The sequence below is a fragment of the Novipirellula artificiosorum genome, from assembly GCF_007860135.1.
Taxonomy (GTDB): Bacteria; Planctomycetota; Planctomycetia; order Pirellulales; family Pirellulaceae; genus Novipirellula_A; species Novipirellula_A artificiosorum.
In genome coordinates this window covers 167,875-181,352 of sequence record NZ_SJPV01000011.1, presented here as the reverse complement: position 1 = coordinate 181,352, position 13,478 = coordinate 167,875, and the positions used below count along the sequence as shown (strand labels likewise).

Below are 13,478 nucleotides of genomic sequence, written 5' to 3'. Positions count from 1 at the left end.
ACGGTGCGCCAAGGGTGCTACCGGTTCCCTGCGGACGACCGACCGTCGGGGACTCTTTTCTAAGAGATCATTGGACACCGGAGCCATACCTCCAAAAAACCTTGAGTCTGGGTTCCGCGCGCTTCGGTCGGATGAGCCGGTTTTTTGACCGAGGAGTCCGAGAGCCACCGCACCCATGAACCGCACCTCCGTGCAACAGGCTTTCCCATGTTCGCAGCACCAGCGCGAACCGCAAGGCAACAATCATTCGCAGCGGTTTGTCGAAAGTCCAGAGCGAAATCTCGTCACCTACCCCGCACATGTATTAGACACCACCCGAGATGCGCGGTACAACGAGCAGCGCAGCGGAAGGGGTCGAGCGCAGCGAGGAGAAGGGCCCAGAACGCGCGGCCAACGTTTCGATACGTCTTAACATCGATTCATCAGGCCAGCCAAGCGATGGGGAGCTATACGACCGGCGTGACTCCGCCACCCGCACCTTCGAGCAAGCCACGATAGTTTCGCATGACGAGATGCGAGTCGATCTTTTGTACGAGGTCAAAGGCCACGCTGACGGCAATCAGCAAGCCTGTCCCACCGTAAAAACCGGCGATCGAATAGGGGACACCAAGCGATCCGTAAACGATGGTCGGAACAATCGCGACGATCGACAAGAACGCGGCTCCGACATAGGTGATTCGAACCATCACCTTTTCAAGGTAGTCCGTCGTTCGCTTGCCCGGCCGATAACCAGGGATAAACGTTCCGCTATCTCGCAGGTTGTCTGACATTTCCTTCGGGTTGAAGGTAATCGCTGTCCAGAAGAAACAGAAGAAGAAGATCAGGGCGACGTACAGCAGGTTAAAGATGTACGAGGACTGATCGCTCAGCGTCAAACTGGATAGGTTTAAGAAGTTAAACAGGGTTCCTCCACTTTCGAATCGAGCAGCCAGAAAACCGAACATCACACCGGGAATCATTAGCAAACTACTTGCGAAAATGATCGGCATGACCCCTGCTTGATTGATACGAAGCGGCAAATGTTGGCGAGTCCCACCATAGACACGGCGACCTCGAGTGAACTTTGCCGATTGCGTCGGTATCTTGCGTTGACCAAGCGTAATGAAGACGACACCAAAAACGACGCCTACAAAAAGCAGGACCAGCAGAATCAAGGTTTCGATCCCGACTTGCCCCCGGCTCAACCCGGTCAACTCGGTCTTCATGTTTCGAATCAGCTCATACAACGCCTGAGGCATTCGAGCCAAGATCCCCGCCATGATCAGCAGGCTGATCCCATTGCCGATCCCGTATTCGTCAATCTGTTCACCCAGCCACATCAAGAACACCGTACCACAGGTCATCACCAAGACGGCGACAATTTGCCAACCGAAAAACAAGCCGGTTGCATCAGCATTCAAAAAGTTGGGGTTGATGTTTCCGTAGCCCGTACTGCCACCCGCCATCAACATGAACTTCAAGTACATGTAGCTCTGGATCACACAAATGAAGACGGTCAAATAACGGGTGTATTCGTTGAGTTTTTTGCGTCCAGCTTCGCCTTCTTTCTTGAGTTCCTCGAGCGGCTTGTAGACGCTGCCGAGAAGCTGGAAAATAATCGATGCCGAGATATAGGGCATGATGCCGAGACCAAAAATGGTCGCTTGCCGTAGATCGCTGGCAGCAAACACGCTGACCTTCTCAAAGAAGTCGGCGGCTCCACCGCCCACCGTATCGCCCATATTGGTTGCGATCATCGGCAACGGGATGTGGAAACCGATCCGATAAACGGCCAACAAGCCGATCGTCAGAAGTACCTTCTTACGAAGTTCGGGAATCGAAAAAATGATTCGTAGTTTCTCAAACATACGTCAAACTGTCTCGTGTTTGGCAGGGCGTAAAATGCCGGTATGTGATACCCGGTGAGTCGATCGACACACCCGATTCCTAGGCGAAGTTTACCGTTTGTGCAGGTTCTGGGCGATAGGAATGTAGGTAATCCGAAGGCTGGAAATGATTTTATTTGAACGACCCGCGCCACCAGTGGGACAGGGGCATAAATAAGGGCCAACCGCCCGGCCAACTCGCAGTCGGCCGGGCGGTTGGCCCTCTCGGTTGCCTCGTGTGCGGCTCCTTGTGGGGAGACCGCGATTGAAAAAGAGCGGTGCCGCAACCCGCGGCGGTCAACGATCGGACCGGGTGGTCCGACGCAAACGCTACTTTTTCGCAGCTTCGCGTTCTTGCTTGAGCGCCGCAACGCGTTCGGCTGGCTCTCGTTTTGGGGCCAACTTATTGATCGTCCCTCCGGCAGCCGTGATCTTCTCTTCGGCACTCTTGCTGAATCGATGAGCCGAAACGGTCAGCTTCTTGGTCAATTCGCCATCGCCGAGGATCTTCACCTCATCAAAACTACCTTTTGCCAAGTCCTTGGCCGCCAATTCTTGCAGGGTCACTTCGGCACCGTCATCGAATGCTTCGTTCAACTTGCCAACGTTGACCGCGAACACGTCGACGGACCATTTGTTGTTAAAGCCTCGCTTGGGAACGCGCCGGAACATCGGCATCGCACCGCCTTGGAAGTTGGGTTTTCGACTGTACCCACTACGGCTCTTGTGCCCCTTGTGACCACGGCCGGATGTCTTACCCGTACCGCTACCGGGACCACGCCCGATGCGTTTGCGTTTGCGGTGCTTGGTTATCCCGCGATGGACGTCGTTAAGGTTCATAACGAAACCTGGATCAAATACGTTTAGATTGAATGGTGATGTTTGGTTGGGATCGTACGAATTGAACTACTTTGCAGCGGTCAACTCTTCGACCTCGAGTCCGCGAAGCGCCGCGACTTGCTCGCGTGTCCTCAGCTTGGACAATGCATCGACGGTTGCTTTGACAAGTGTCACCGGGTTATTGGTGCCGTACGACTTGGTCAAAATATCGTGCACGCCACAGGCTTCGCAAACGGCGCGAACCGCTTGTCCGGCAATGATACCGGTACCCGCACCTGCCGGAATCAACAGCACCTTGGCCGCTCCATACCGCCCCCACACTTGGTGCGGAAGCGTGCCTTCGACCAAGGGCACGTCGATCATGCTATGACTGGCTTGTTTTTGAGCTTTCTGGACGCTCGGTGGAACCTCATTGGCTTTGCCATAGCCCCAGCCGACTTTGCCGTTGCCGTCACCGACAACCACCATCGCAGCAAAACTAAACCGACGACCACCTTTAACCACGGCCGCACAACGTTTAATTTTGACGACGCGATCGAGCAAGTCGCCGAGCGAATTTTCTTCGCCTTTGTTCCGCTTGTTTCGTGGTCCGTTACTAATGGTTCTGTCCTCGAATTAGGATTTGTCTTTTCTGAATCCACCCGCCCTAACGGCAGGTGCGTCTATTAAAACTGCAAACCAGCTTCGCGTGCCGCGTCGGCGAATGCTTTCACTCGGCCGTGGTACCGATTATGTCCACGATCCAATCGCACACTCGTGATTCCCGCAGCCGTCGCTTTCTCGGCAATCAACGTACCGATCTTGGCTGCCGCCTCACTGTTACCGCCGTAACCGACATCTCCGCGAACGGATTGATCCAAGGTGCTTGCGCTGACCAAGGTCTTGCCCGCTTCGTCATCGACAAGCTGGCAACTGAAATGCTTCAACGACCGACTCACACAAAGCCGCGGTCGTTCCGCGTCGCCACGTAACTTGTTGCGAACGTGCTGTCGCCGTCGAATGCGTTTCTTGAGAAGCTTCTTGTTCTTATCCATCGTCTTATTCGCTTGAGTTCGATTCCGAAAGGGGTCTGACCCTTTCCTGAACCACTCGCTTGTCAAATGCAAATACTGTTTTCGATTACCGATTCAACCGGGTCAGACCACCCGCTTAAAGGTTTACTTGGTTGCCGACTTACCAGCCTTGATCTTAACCTGTTCGCCTTGATAGCGAACGCCCTTGCCCTTGTAGGGTTCCGGTTTTCGCAGGGCTCGAATCTCCGCTGCAAATTGACCAACGCTTTGCTTATCGCAGCCTTGGATCACCACATGCGTTTGGTCCGGACAGGTCACCGTCAATCCCGTTGGGATCTTTCGATGCAACTCGTTCGCATAGCCGACCCGTAACTGCAACGTGTCGCCACTGATTGCAGCCAGATAACCCACGCCCACGATCTCTAACTTTTTCTCGTAGCCCTTCGTGACCCCTTCGACCATGTTGTTGATGATCGCACGGGTCAAACCGTGGAAGGCTCGCGAAGTACGTTCGTCATCGCCGCGAGTGACCACCACTTCGTTACCGTCTTCGCTGACCGCTACCGTAATTTCCGGGCGATGCTCGAAGCTTAACTTGCCTTTGGGGCCTTCGACGTCGATCACACGCCCACTGACCGACACTTTCGCGCCGTCAACAACGGGGACCGGTTTCTTTCCGATACGACTCATGGTTTGACTTCGTTTTGGTTCGCCACAGATCTCTCGACCTGCAACTTGTCTAACACGACTTGTTTAAATATTTACGTTTTTGGGTGGGGTCACGGCTTACGAAACTTCGCAAAGCACTTCGCCGCCGACGTTATCTCGTCGGGCTTCGCGATCGCTGATCACACCCTTACTTGAACTGATGATGCTAATACCTAGCCCCCCCAGCACTGGACGCAGTTCTTTGCTGCGTGTGTACAAACGACGCCCCGGCTTGCTGATCCGCTTGATCGTTTGGATCACACGTTCGCCGTTCGGTCCGTACTTCAGTTCCAGTCGAAGCGTTGACGAAGGGTTCTCCTCGTCAACTTCCTTCCAGTCCCAAATGAAACCTTCTCGCTTCAGTACGTCTGCAACACCACGCTTCACCCGACTGCTGGGAACATCCACGAAGGGTTTTTCCACACGAACCGCGTTACGGATTCGAGTCAGCATGTCGGCAATTGGGTCAGTCATCATAATTTGTATTCTCCCCTAACAGGCTCAATTACCAACTTGCCTTACGAACGCCGGGAATCAACCCAATGTTCGCATTCTCGCGAAAACAGATTCTGCACAAGCCAAACTTTCGATACACCGAGCGCGGGCGTCCGCAGAACTTGCAGCGATTTTCCCGCCGCGTGCTGAACTTCGGTTTTCGACCGGCCTTCGCGATTTTTGATTTACTTGCCACGAGGAAACGTTCCGTTGGTTAATTCAGGGGTCTTTAAAGGTTGTTGTATTCAATTCGCCAGGGTTGCACCTGACCTAAGCTGCGTCCGTCTTCTTCGTCGGTGCGGCCTTAAAAGGCATACCGAACAGCGCCAACAGGTCACGAGCTTCGTCATTATTGGTCGCCGACGTGACGATCGTGATGTTCATCCCTTGCGGGCGAGTGAACTTGTCCGGGTTCAACTCAGGAAACACCAACTGCTCAGTCAAACCGAGTGTGTAATTCCCATTTCCGTCAAACGCGTTGCGATTGATCCCACGAAAGTCACGCACTCGCGGAAGAACGATCGAAACCAAGCGGTCAAGAAACTCGAACATCCGTTGTCGTCGCAGGGTCACCATGCAACCGATCGGCATCCCTTCGCGAAGGCGAAAACCCGCGATCGACTTTCGAGCGATGGTGATCACGGGCTTTTGACCTGCAATCTGAGTCATCGCGTCGTAGGCCAGATCCAGGATCTTCTTATCACCCGTCGCACTGCCAACGCCCATGTTCAGCGTGATCTTCTCGACTCGCGGAACCTGGTGAGGATTCTTGTAGCCATGCTTTTCGACCAACGCTTGGCGTATGGTCTCATCATAGCGGACTTGCATTCGTGTTTTGGTATCAGCCATGTTGGCTCTTACTGCGTCTAATAGATGGTCGGTGGTTAGTCTGAACTACTTACTTCTTCGTCACATGAGCAGCACGAGCCGGGGCGATCTTGCCCAACGTCGCACCGCTCTTCTTCGCAAAACGCTCTTTGCTGCCATCTGCCAAGAACCGAACACCCACCTTGGTGGGTGTTCCGGTTGTCGGATCGACCAACATGACGTTGCTCGCCGAGATAGGCATCTCTTTATTGAGTCGCCCCCCTTGCGGGTTCTTCTGGCTCTTTCGCACGTGCTTCCACACACGACCAGCACCCTCGACGACTAGCTTGTTCTTCTTACGGTCGATCTTCAAGATCTTGCCGCGATGGCCTCGATCGGCCCCGGCGATCACTTGAACTTCGTCATCAATGCGAAAATACATGGTCGATTCGTACTTGTTTTCTGATTTAATTTAACTTGAATTTCGGCTCGAACGGCAATGCCCAGCCTTACCTAAACCACTTCATTGGCGAGCGAAACAATCTTCATAAAGTTGCGTTCGCGAAGTTCGCGAGCGACAGCGCCGAAAATACGTGTCCCTCGAGGCGTTTGATCTTTGTCGATCAAAACCACTGCGTTGGAATCAAACCGAATGTAACTGCCGTCGGCCCGTCGCGTCGGAGTCTTGGTCCGAACGATGACCGCACGAACGATCGATTTCTTCTTGACATCGCTGCCAGGAATCACACTTTTCACGCTGCACACAATCACGTCACCAACGCTGGCGAATCGGCGACGCGAGCCGCCAAGCACTTTGATGCACATGACTTCTCGAGCACCGGTGTTGTCGGCAACCTCGAGTCGGGATTCTTGTTGGATCATGGTTTACGTGGCCGCTTGCAGGCCCTTTGTGTTTCTATCGGTTGTGTTGTTACTGCTTTGGGTCGACAGGCACTGACGCCCATCACGCGTTCTGTCTAGCCTTCGGATCCCTCACCCGCATGAGCCGCTTCCAAAGCTTCGGCTTCCGCGCTTTTGCGAGCAGCACGCAGGGCTGCCACGTCCACTTCGGTGCTCTTTTGCAGCACACGAACCAGTCGCCAACGCTTCAACTTGCTCAGGGGTTCGGATTCAATCAACTCTACAAGATCGCCTTGGCCCGACTCGTTGTTCTCGTCGTGCATGTGGCAAACCGTACGGCGGCGGACATACTTCTTATACTTCGGATGTTTGACGACACGATTGATCTCAACACGACGAGTCTTGCTCATCTTGTCACTAGTGACGACTCCGGATACGACACGCTTTGGCATAGTTCTTCTTGATCCCGCTTGGTTGACGGGGAAAGGGGGATGACTTACTGAATCGCCGCAGCGCGTTCTGTTTGCAGCGTCTTGATCCGAGCGATCAAGCGGCGGTTCTTTCGAATTTCACTGGGCGTATTGAGTCGTTCCGACTGCGATTGAAAACGAAGTCGAAACAGGGTCTCACCCGCTTCGTTCATCGTCGCCTGCAGTTGTTCATCGCTCATGTCGCGAAGTTCATTAATTTTTGTCATGGGTATGCTTTGAATTAGCTATTGAGGCAATTAAGCCGTACGTCGTTCAACAAAACGAACCTTAACCGGCAGCTTACTTGCCAACCGGGCAAAGCAAACCTTGGCTTGTTGTTCTGTCACACCACCGAGTTCGTACAAAACCGTCCCCGGCTTTACGACCGCGGCCCAGAAGTCCGGCTCACCCTTCCCCTTACCCATCCGAGTTTCCAGCGGAGTGCTGGTCACCGATTTGTCTGGGAAGATTCGAATGTAGAGCTTTCCTTCACCGCGGACGTATTGCTGAGCAGCGATACGACCGGCTTCAATCGTCGTGGCCTTGATCCAACCCGCGTCGAGGGATTGAATACCATAGTCACCGAAGACGACGGTGTTGCCGCGCGTCGCGCTACCTTTTATGCGACCTCTTTGGCTTTTTCGATGCTTGACCCGCTTGGGCATCAGCGCCATCGGATTCGTCTCCGTAAGTACCTTGATTAATCCACACCTGAATCCCGATGTGCCCCTGTGGCGTCACCGCTTCAGTTGTTCCATAGTCGATCTTTGCTTGCAGGGTACTCAAAGGAATGGATCCTGCAATTTGCTTTTCTCGGCGAGCCATTTCCGCTCCGCCCAAACGCCCTGCCAATTGAACCTTGATGCCCTTGGCTCCGGCGTCCATCGTTGTCTCGAGCGAGCGCTTCATCGTACGACGAAAACTGGATCGCTTTGACAATTGTTGTGCGATATCTTCGGCCACTAACTGAGCCATCAACTCAGGGCGTCCTACCTCTTCCACCTTCAAATTGATTCGACGACCAATCAGGTTTTGAAGTTCTGCTTGCAGGATTTCAATCTCCTGACCCTTCTTGCCAATGATCAAACCGGGGCGGGCAACGAACATCATCACACGAACTTCGTCGCGAGTACGCTCGATCTCGATCCGGTCAATCCCAGCGTTCTTGTACTGAGTCTTCTTCGGATGATTCTTGATGAAATCTCGCAGTTTGCGATCTTCCAGCAACAAATCCGCAAAGTCCTGTTTCGATGCATACCATCGGCTGGTCCAGCCGCGAGTGACGCCAGTTCGAAACGCAATCGGGTTAACTTTTTGACCCATAATTTAGGACTCGTCTGTTTTCTTTCTTAGGTGATGTTCGGTCAGGAAACAGCCTGCTGGCTGCGCTCCCACTATATCTCGTCGATCGGGGTCAATCCCACGTGGATGTGGCTGCTTCGCTTCTTGATCATGAACGCAGTCCCACGGGCACGCGGACGAATCCGCTTGAGCATCGGACCACCATCGATGCGGACGTCGGTCAAAACCAACTCCTCAATTCGATGACTGCGACCATCGTTCTGGTCCGGATCCTGAGCATTGCCCACCGCACTCTTGATCACCTTCTCTAGCATCCGAGCTCCACGCTGCGGCTGAAACTTCAGCGTATCCAGTGCCTCGTCGGCGTACATCCCACGAACCAAATTGGCGAGCAGACGCACTTTTTGAGCGCTGATGCGTGCGTTGCGATAATGTGCTGTGAAATTGGCCATATCTTTTCTCAGTGGTCCCGCGACGCTGTTCACGGGGCGTTGTCTTATTTAGCGAATCAGGATTTCCTACGAGCCATGCCGCAGGACGACTACTTCTTGCCGCCTTTGCCGCCGTGACCACGAAACGTTCGGGTCGGTGCGAACTCGCCAAGCTTGTGACCAACCATGTCTTCGGACACCAACACTTTCACATGCTTGCGTCCATCATGAACCATGAACGTAATGTTCACGAATTCCGGAACGATCGTGCAGGAACGTGCCCATGTCTTGATCGGTTCGCTCCGTGCGCCGTCGAGTTGCTTCTGTACCTTGAAGAACAACTTCGGGTCGACAAACGGACCTTTCTTGCTACTGCGGCTCATAAATCAAATCAATTTCGTGTTTTGTATCTTACTTGTGTAATTTCAACTGGCCGTAACGTCGACTCTTGCGACGGCGGACGATTGCACTGTTACTTGGCTTACGCTTCTGTCGAGTTGCACCACCCTTGGCATTCTTGCCCTGAGGGCTGACCGGGTGACGACCACCCTTGGTTCGACCTTCACCACCACCGTGCGGGTGATCGCAGGGATTCATCGCGGTCCCGCGGACATGCGGTCGACGACCGAGCCAACGAGATCGACCGGCCTTGCCTAGCCGAACCTTCATGTGATCACTATTACCAACCTGGCCGATTGTCGCCCGACATACACTGGGGATACGGCGAATCTCACCGCTTGGCAGCGAAATCTGTGCCCAATCTGCCTCACGAGCCATCAAGGTCGCTTGCGTCCCCGCCGAACGACAAAGTGTCGCCCCACGACCCGCACGCAACTCAATGCAACAGATACTGGTGCCCAGCGGAATGTTTTTCAGCGGCAAGCAGTTGCCCAATGTGGGAGCAGCATCCGGTCCGTTCTGAACGGTATCACCCGCCTTCAAACCCGACGGAGCAACAACGTAAACCTTCTGGCCATCGGCGTACTTCAACAACGCGATTCGCGCCGACCGGTTCGGGTCATACTGCACCGAATCGACCACTGCGTCCACACCATCTTTGGCGCGACGAAAATCGACGACACGATACTTCTGCTTGTGACCGCCACCGCGGTGACGCGCCGTGATCTTCCCCTGGTTGTTTCGCCCACCGGTCTTCTGCTTCGGACGAAGCAGCGACTTCTCCGGCACATAACCAGGAGTCAGTTCGGCAAAGTCACTGACCGACGCGTTGCGTCGCCCAGCACTTGTCGGCTTGTAGACTCGGATTCCCATGTTTTCAGTTCACAGTGTTACAGTTTACAGTTGTCATTTGCTAAACAGTCAGGCGGCCAAAACCGCGTCAAGACTGTTAAAAGAAGTCGATTCGATCATCCTCAGCCAATTGAACGATCGCCTTCTTCCAATCGTTCGTCCGCCCGCTGCGATAGCGATAACGGCGAATCTTGCCTTTACGTGTCTGCGTACGCACCTTTTCCACCTTGACGTGGAACAATTCTTCGACCGCGCGTTTGACATCAAACTTTGTCGCGTCCCGATGAATCTGAAATGCGTACTGATTGTTTCGCGTGGCTCGATGCACTCCCTTTTCCGTCACAAGCGGACGCATAAGGATCTGGTGCGACTCAAGCTGAATCGCGCCTTCAGCCTGCGGTGGTGGTTGGATTTTTGTCATGAGTCGTATCTTGTTATTTTGAATCTACTGCAATTCGTAATGCGGCTTCCACAGAAACCCTCATTCGCTCTCATCCGACGCTTGCTGCCCAGCAAAGGTGCCATCCTTGATCTTATCAAGGGCAGCCTTCGTCACCAGCATTTGATTCGGAGCTAAAACCGAAAGCGCGTTCAACTCGCGAACCGGACAGACGCTGACGCCGTCGATATTCCGACCGCTCTTGTAAACCATCAAGTCCTGATCCGCTGTCGCTACGAGCGTCGTCTTGCCATCAAGCCCCAATGCCTTCAGGACCGAGACCATCTTGCTGGTCTTTGGCTCAGCAAAACCGAGCGAATCAACCACAACCATCTGGCCGTCATCGATTTTCGAACGGATCGCCATCCGCGTCGCCAAGCGAATCGCCTTCTTCGGCAACCGATAGCTGTAATCACGCGGCTTGATCGTCCTTGCGACACCACCACCGCGACGTATATTCGTCCGCTTACTGCCGGCACGAGCATTCCCCGTCCCCTTTTGGCGGTACATCTTCTTCGTCGTCCCCGACACCTGCCCGCGAGTCCGCGTGTTGTGCGAACCCTGCCGCTTGTTCGCCTGATACATCACCACGACATCGTGCATCAACTGCTTGCTGACACGATTGGCGATCTGCTCGGTATCGATTTCATACTGGCCAACTTCGCCGCCAGTTTCATTGTAAATTGTTAGCGTTGCCATCTGCGTCTAACCAACCTTATTTGTTTCTTGAACCGAAACGAACCCACCGTTTGGCCCTGGGACCGCACCACGCACGAGCAACAGATTGTTCTCGGCATCCACACGAACCACTTCAAGATTACGCACGGTTGTCTGAGTGTTACCGTACTGCCCTGGCATCCGAGTGCCCTTAAAGACGCGACTCGGCGACGCACTGCAACCGGTACCGCCAGCGTAGCGGTGACACTTCTTCACACCGTGCGTCGCACGTTGGCCAGAAAAATTGTGCCGCTTCATGACACCCGAGAAACCACGACCCTTACTGGTCCCGGTGACATCAACCCTCCTGACTTCCGAAAACTGCTCGACCGTCAGCGTGGAACCCACCTCAACCTCGGCACCGCCACGGAATTCACGGATAAATCGCTGAGGCTCACAATCAGCCTTCTGGAGCAACTCAACGCCGGCAGCAACACGATCCTTTGAACGCTTACTCTCTAACTTCGCCACATGACCACGCTCACTGCGATTCGCCAAACGACGAGGCTTATCCTCGAACCCCAACTGAACTGCCTGATAGCCGTCACGACTTGGACTGCGAACCTGCAGCACATGACACGGACCCGCTTGGATCACCGTCACAGGAACGGAGGTACCGTCTTCCAAGTAAATCTGAGTCATCCCGACTTTGCGGCCGAGAATTGATGGTGACATATCTTTCACTTCGCCCCATGTCTTCCACAGGACGTCCGTCATTCGAGTTGGAACCCAAGTTTGCCGAAACGAACCAACAGCCGACCGAAACACTTCACTAACCGAACACGGGCAGTAAAGCGAACACGACCTGCAGGTTATCGCCTCGGCTTCCGTTCATTCGGAAACCGCTTGCTTCTTAGACTGAGTGCAATTTGAGCCAGAAAACCACCAACGAGACAAAGAGAAGTCTCGAGAAACCCACATCGGGCAGGCAGATTGTCTTGGAACTTGACCAGTTGACCGTTTAGCGCGCTGATGCCTTAATCTTGATATCAACACCGGCCGGAAGGCTTAACTTATTCAATGCTTCAATCGTCTTGGCGGTCGCCTGGACAATATCAATCAAACGCTTATGCGTCCGGATCTCGTACTGCTGACGAGCTTTTTTATTCACAAACGGCCCTGACAAAACCGTGTACCGCTCGATCCGAGTCGGCAACGGAATCGGACCATGAACCTCACTGTGCGTTCGCTTCACTGTGTCGACGATCTCCTGAGCACTCACATCAAGCACAGAGTGGTCGTATGCTTCCATACGAATGCGAATAACTTCACTTGCACCGGCTGACACGATGGCTTAATCCGTCGAAATAACGTTGCGAATTGAACTGAGTCTAGCGAGACAAACACTCCCCGTTGATAGAGGACGCGTCGCAAGCTAGAACACACTTGTCCCGGAGCGAACGAATCGCCCAGGTGAGAGGCGGAGAATTTACGTTGCCGCCGTCGATGCGTCAACGGCTGTTGAACGATTCGTGAAAAACTTTTTGAATTCTGCGTGAGTAATTTTTGATCAATGCATGATTCCACGCGGCACAATCCCCTCAAAACCCGTATCCTCGCTGTTTTGGTCGCAGCGATGCCGTTGTCGCTGTTGATCACGGCCAGCCAATTACACCCTGACCCCGACGGCTTGGGCACCCACCAGCAGCTCGGTTTTCCGCCTTGCACCTCACGTGTTCTGTTCGGCGTGCGCTGCCCCTCGTGCGGAATGACCACGTCTTGGGCATATTTCATGCACGGCCAGTGGTATGCAAGTGCATCAACCAATCTTGGCGGCTTTTTGTTGGCGTTTGCCGCCTGGGGCACAATTGCCGTTTGCGGAGTGTGCGTCGCCAAACCGCAGACACCACTGCTGGCTCACCAAAAGACGGCTGCATGGATCGCGATCGCCATCGCCGCGGTAACGCTCGTCGACTGGGCGGTGCGACTGTTCCCAGGATAGCGACCTCCCCCCTACGAGGTCGTGCAGGTTTTAAGTTGTTGATTGAAAAAGACTTACAAGATTTACCTCTCCCTCTGGGAGAGGTCGAGCCTAAGCGAGGGAGAGGGATAACGGGCTGCGATTACAACATGAAATTCCAGCACGGTTTCTATACCGGCCCTCCCCCTCGCTGCGCTCGACCCCTCCCGCTGCGCGGGCAGGGGTGGTTGGGTAAACATTCGCGGAAGGTGTGGAGGCTGTGCGCAGCGTCAACGGCCAGCGGTTCACTTTTGGTCGAGATGGGGGCGGTGAGACTCGATCGAGCCAACTTGGCGCCGAGTTGACGGGATGATTTACG

The 13,478-nt window shown here is 54.0% G+C and carries 22 protein-coding genes; 1 reads left to right on the top strand and 21 read right to left on the bottom strand.

Going from position 1 to position 13,478, the window contains the following annotated elements:
- Positions 1 to 446: 446 nt before the first annotated feature.
- From secY to rpsJ, 21 genes are all read right to left on the bottom strand, one after another.
- Positions 447 to 1,847 (bottom strand): preprotein translocase subunit SecY, encoded by a 1,401-nt coding sequence (gene secY / locus Poly41_RS25130; RefSeq protein WP_146530106.1) that lies wholly within the window; start codon positions 1,845 to 1,847, stop codon positions 447 to 449.
- 348 nt (positions 1,848 to 2,195) lie between these two features.
- Positions 2,196 to 2,705 (bottom strand): 50S ribosomal protein L15, encoded by a 510-nt coding sequence (gene rplO, locus Poly41_RS25125; RefSeq protein ID WP_146530104.1) that lies wholly within the window; start codon positions 2,703 to 2,705, stop codon positions 2,196 to 2,198.
- 66 nt (positions 2,706 to 2,771) lie between these two features.
- Positions 2,772 to 3,305: a 30S ribosomal protein S5 gene (gene rpsE, locus Poly41_RS25120; RefSeq protein WP_146530102.1), complete on the bottom strand. Its 534-nt coding sequence runs from the start codon at positions 3,303 to 3,305 to the stop codon at positions 2,772 to 2,774.
- A gap of 65 nt (positions 3,306 to 3,370) precedes the next feature.
- A complete protein-coding gene (gene rplR / locus Poly41_RS25115; protein WP_146530100.1) occupies positions 3,371 to 3,739 on the bottom strand; it encodes a 50S ribosomal protein L18 in 369 nt (122 codons plus the stop codon).
- 123 nt (positions 3,740 to 3,862) lie between these two features.
- On the bottom strand, positions 3,863 to 4,408 hold the full coding sequence (gene rplF / locus Poly41_RS25110) for a 50S ribosomal protein L6 (RefSeq protein ID WP_146530098.1): 546 nt from the start codon (positions 4,406 to 4,408) through the stop codon (positions 3,863 to 3,865).
- A gap of 96 nt (positions 4,409 to 4,504) precedes the next feature.
- A complete protein-coding gene (gene rpsH / locus Poly41_RS25105; RefSeq protein ID WP_146400995.1) occupies positions 4,505 to 4,903 on the bottom strand; it encodes a 30S ribosomal protein S8 in 399 nt (132 codons plus the stop codon).
- A 28-nt stretch (positions 4,904 to 4,931) separates the two neighbouring features.
- Positions 4,932 to 5,117, bottom strand: coding sequence for a type Z 30S ribosomal protein S14 (locus Poly41_RS25100; RefSeq protein ID WP_146530096.1), 186 nt, complete (start codon positions 5,115 to 5,117; stop codon positions 4,932 to 4,934).
- Between the two features lie 74 nt (positions 5,118 to 5,191).
- Positions 5,192 to 5,770, bottom strand: coding sequence for a 50S ribosomal protein L5 (gene rplE / locus Poly41_RS25095; RefSeq protein ID WP_146530094.1), 579 nt, complete (start codon positions 5,768 to 5,770; stop codon positions 5,192 to 5,194).
- Between the two features lie 49 nt (positions 5,771 to 5,819).
- Positions 5,820 to 6,170 carry a 50S ribosomal protein L24 gene (gene rplX, locus Poly41_RS25090; RefSeq protein WP_146530092.1) on the bottom strand — a complete coding sequence of 117 codons (351 nt, stop codon included), beginning with the start codon at positions 6,168 to 6,170 and terminating at the stop codon, positions 5,820 to 5,822.
- A gap of 71 nt (positions 6,171 to 6,241) precedes the next feature.
- Entirely contained in the window at positions 6,242 to 6,610 is a 369-nt protein-coding gene (gene rplN, locus Poly41_RS25085) for a 50S ribosomal protein L14 (RefSeq protein WP_146530090.1), read from the bottom strand.
- Between the two features lie 95 nt (positions 6,611 to 6,705).
- Positions 6,706 to 7,041: a 30S ribosomal protein S17 gene (rpsQ, locus tag Poly41_RS25080; protein ID WP_146530089.1), complete on the bottom strand. Its 336-nt coding sequence runs from the start codon at positions 7,039 to 7,041 to the stop codon at positions 6,706 to 6,708.
- A gap of 44 nt (positions 7,042 to 7,085) precedes the next feature.
- Complete coding sequence (rpmC, locus tag Poly41_RS25075; protein ID WP_146530087.1) at positions 7,086 to 7,286, bottom strand: 50S ribosomal protein L29; 201 nt, start codon at positions 7,284 to 7,286, stop codon at positions 7,086 to 7,088.
- A 30-nt stretch (positions 7,287 to 7,316) separates the two neighbouring features.
- Entirely contained in the window at positions 7,317 to 7,733 is a 417-nt protein-coding gene (gene rplP, locus Poly41_RS25070; protein WP_146530085.1) for a 50S ribosomal protein L16, read from the bottom strand.
- On the bottom strand, positions 7,672 to 8,382 hold the full coding sequence (rpsC, locus tag Poly41_RS25065; protein WP_146530083.1) for a 30S ribosomal protein S3: 711 nt from the start codon (positions 8,380 to 8,382) through the stop codon (positions 7,672 to 7,674). Before rpsC ends, rplP begins: the two co-directional genes overlap by 62 nt.
- 71 nt (positions 8,383 to 8,453) lie before the next feature.
- The gene (gene rplV / locus Poly41_RS25060) at positions 8,454 to 8,813 is read right to left on the bottom strand and encodes a 50S ribosomal protein L22 (protein WP_146530081.1); all 360 of its coding nucleotides are present in this window, start codon (positions 8,811 to 8,813) and stop codon (positions 8,454 to 8,456) included.
- A gap of 89 nt (positions 8,814 to 8,902) precedes the next feature.
- Complete coding sequence (gene rpsS, locus Poly41_RS25055; protein ID WP_146530079.1) at positions 8,903 to 9,175, bottom strand: 30S ribosomal protein S19; 273 nt, start codon at positions 9,173 to 9,175, stop codon at positions 8,903 to 8,905.
- A 28-nt stretch (positions 9,176 to 9,203) separates the two neighbouring features.
- Positions 9,204 to 10,064, bottom strand: coding sequence for a 50S ribosomal protein L2 (rplB, locus tag Poly41_RS25050; protein ID WP_146530077.1), 861 nt, complete (start codon positions 10,062 to 10,064; stop codon positions 9,204 to 9,206).
- A gap of 76 nt (positions 10,065 to 10,140) precedes the next feature.
- Entirely contained in the window at positions 10,141 to 10,464 is a 324-nt protein-coding gene (gene rplW / locus Poly41_RS25045) for a 50S ribosomal protein L23 (protein WP_146530076.1), read from the bottom strand.
- A gap of 60 nt (positions 10,465 to 10,524) precedes the next feature.
- Positions 10,525 to 11,181, bottom strand: coding sequence for a 50S ribosomal protein L4 (rplD, locus tag Poly41_RS25040; protein WP_146530074.1), 657 nt, complete (start codon positions 11,179 to 11,181; stop codon positions 10,525 to 10,527).
- A 6-nt stretch (positions 11,182 to 11,187) separates the two neighbouring features.
- Positions 11,188 to 11,841 carry a 50S ribosomal protein L3 gene (gene rplC, locus Poly41_RS25035; RefSeq protein ID WP_231615928.1) on the bottom strand — a complete coding sequence of 218 codons (654 nt, stop codon included), beginning with the start codon at positions 11,839 to 11,841 and terminating at the stop codon, positions 11,188 to 11,190.
- A 319-nt stretch (positions 11,842 to 12,160) separates the two neighbouring features.
- Entirely contained in the window at positions 12,161 to 12,487 is a 327-nt protein-coding gene (gene rpsJ / locus Poly41_RS25030) for a 30S ribosomal protein S10 (RefSeq protein ID WP_146530072.1), read from the bottom strand.
- Between the two features lie 225 nt (positions 12,488 to 12,712).
- Between rpsJ and Poly41_RS25025 the strand changes: the two genes are divergently transcribed.
- On the top strand, positions 12,713 to 13,141 hold the full coding sequence (locus Poly41_RS25025) for a DUF2752 domain-containing protein (protein ID WP_146530070.1): 429 nt from the start codon (positions 12,713 to 12,715) through the stop codon (positions 13,139 to 13,141).
- Positions 13,142 to 13,478 lie beyond the last annotated feature (337 nt).

Bases quoted from the DNA above. Each gene is read 5' to 3' on its own strand.
- rplW (WP_146530076.1), bottom strand. From the start codon at position 10,464: ATGACAAAAATCCAACCACCACCGCAGGCTGAAGGCGCGATTCAGCTT.
- secY (WP_146530106.1), bottom strand. From the start codon at position 1,847: ATGTTTGAGAAACTACGAATCATTTTTTCGATTCCCGAACTTCGTAAG.
- rplP (WP_146530085.1), bottom strand. From the start codon at position 7,733: ATGGCGCTGATGCCCAAGCGGGTCAAGCATCGAAAAAGCCAAAGAGGT.
- rpsH (WP_146400995.1), bottom strand. From the start codon at position 4,903: ATGATGACTGACCCAATTGCCGACATGCTGACTCGAATCCGTAACGCG.
- rpmC (WP_146530087.1), bottom strand. From the start codon at position 7,286: ATGACAAAAATTAATGAACTTCGCGACATGAGCGATGAACAACTGCAG.
- rpsS (WP_146530079.1), bottom strand. From the start codon at position 9,175: ATGAGCCGCAGTAGCAAGAAAGGTCCGTTTGTCGACCCGAAGTTGTTC.
- rplO (WP_146530104.1), bottom strand. From the start codon at position 2,705: ATGAACCTTAACGACGTCCATCGCGGGATAACCAAGCACCGCAAACGC.
- rplE (WP_146530094.1), bottom strand. From the start codon at position 5,770: ATGGCTGATACCAAAACACGAATGCAAGTCCGCTATGATGAGACCATA.
- rpsQ (WP_146530089.1), bottom strand. From the start codon at position 7,041: ATGCCAAAGCGTGTCGTATCCGGAGTCGTCACTAGTGACAAGATGAGC.
- rplC (WP_231615928.1), bottom strand. From the start codon at position 11,841: ATGACTCAGATTTACTTGGAAGACGGTACCTCCGTTCCTGTGACGGTG.
- rplB (WP_146530077.1), bottom strand. From the start codon at position 10,064: ATGGGAATCCGAGTCTACAAGCCGACAAGTGCTGGGCGACGCAACGCG.
- rplV (WP_146530081.1), bottom strand. From the start codon at position 8,813: ATGGCCAATTTCACAGCACATTATCGCAACGCACGCATCAGCGCTCAA.
- rplF (WP_146530098.1), bottom strand. From the start codon at position 4,408: ATGAGTCGTATCGGAAAGAAACCGGTCCCCGTTGTTGACGGCGCGAAA.
- rplR (WP_146530100.1), bottom strand. From the start codon at position 3,739: ATGGATAAGAACAAGAAGCTTCTCAAGAAACGCATTCGACGGCGACAG.
- rplD (WP_146530074.1), bottom strand. From the start codon at position 11,181: ATGGCAACGCTAACAATTTACAATGAAACTGGCGGCGAAGTTGGCCAG.
- rplN (WP_146530090.1), bottom strand. From the start codon at position 6,610: ATGATCCAACAAGAATCCCGACTCGAGGTTGCCGACAACACCGGTGCT.
- rplX (WP_146530092.1), bottom strand. From the start codon at position 6,170: ATGTATTTTCGCATTGATGACGAAGTTCAAGTGATCGCCGGGGCCGAT.
- rpsC (WP_146530083.1), bottom strand. From the start codon at position 8,382: ATGGGTCAAAAAGTTAACCCGATTGCGTTTCGAACTGGCGTCACTCGC.
- Poly41_RS25025 (WP_146530070.1), top strand. From the start codon at position 12,713: ATGCATGATTCCACGCGGCACAATCCCCTCAAAACCCGTATCCTCGCT.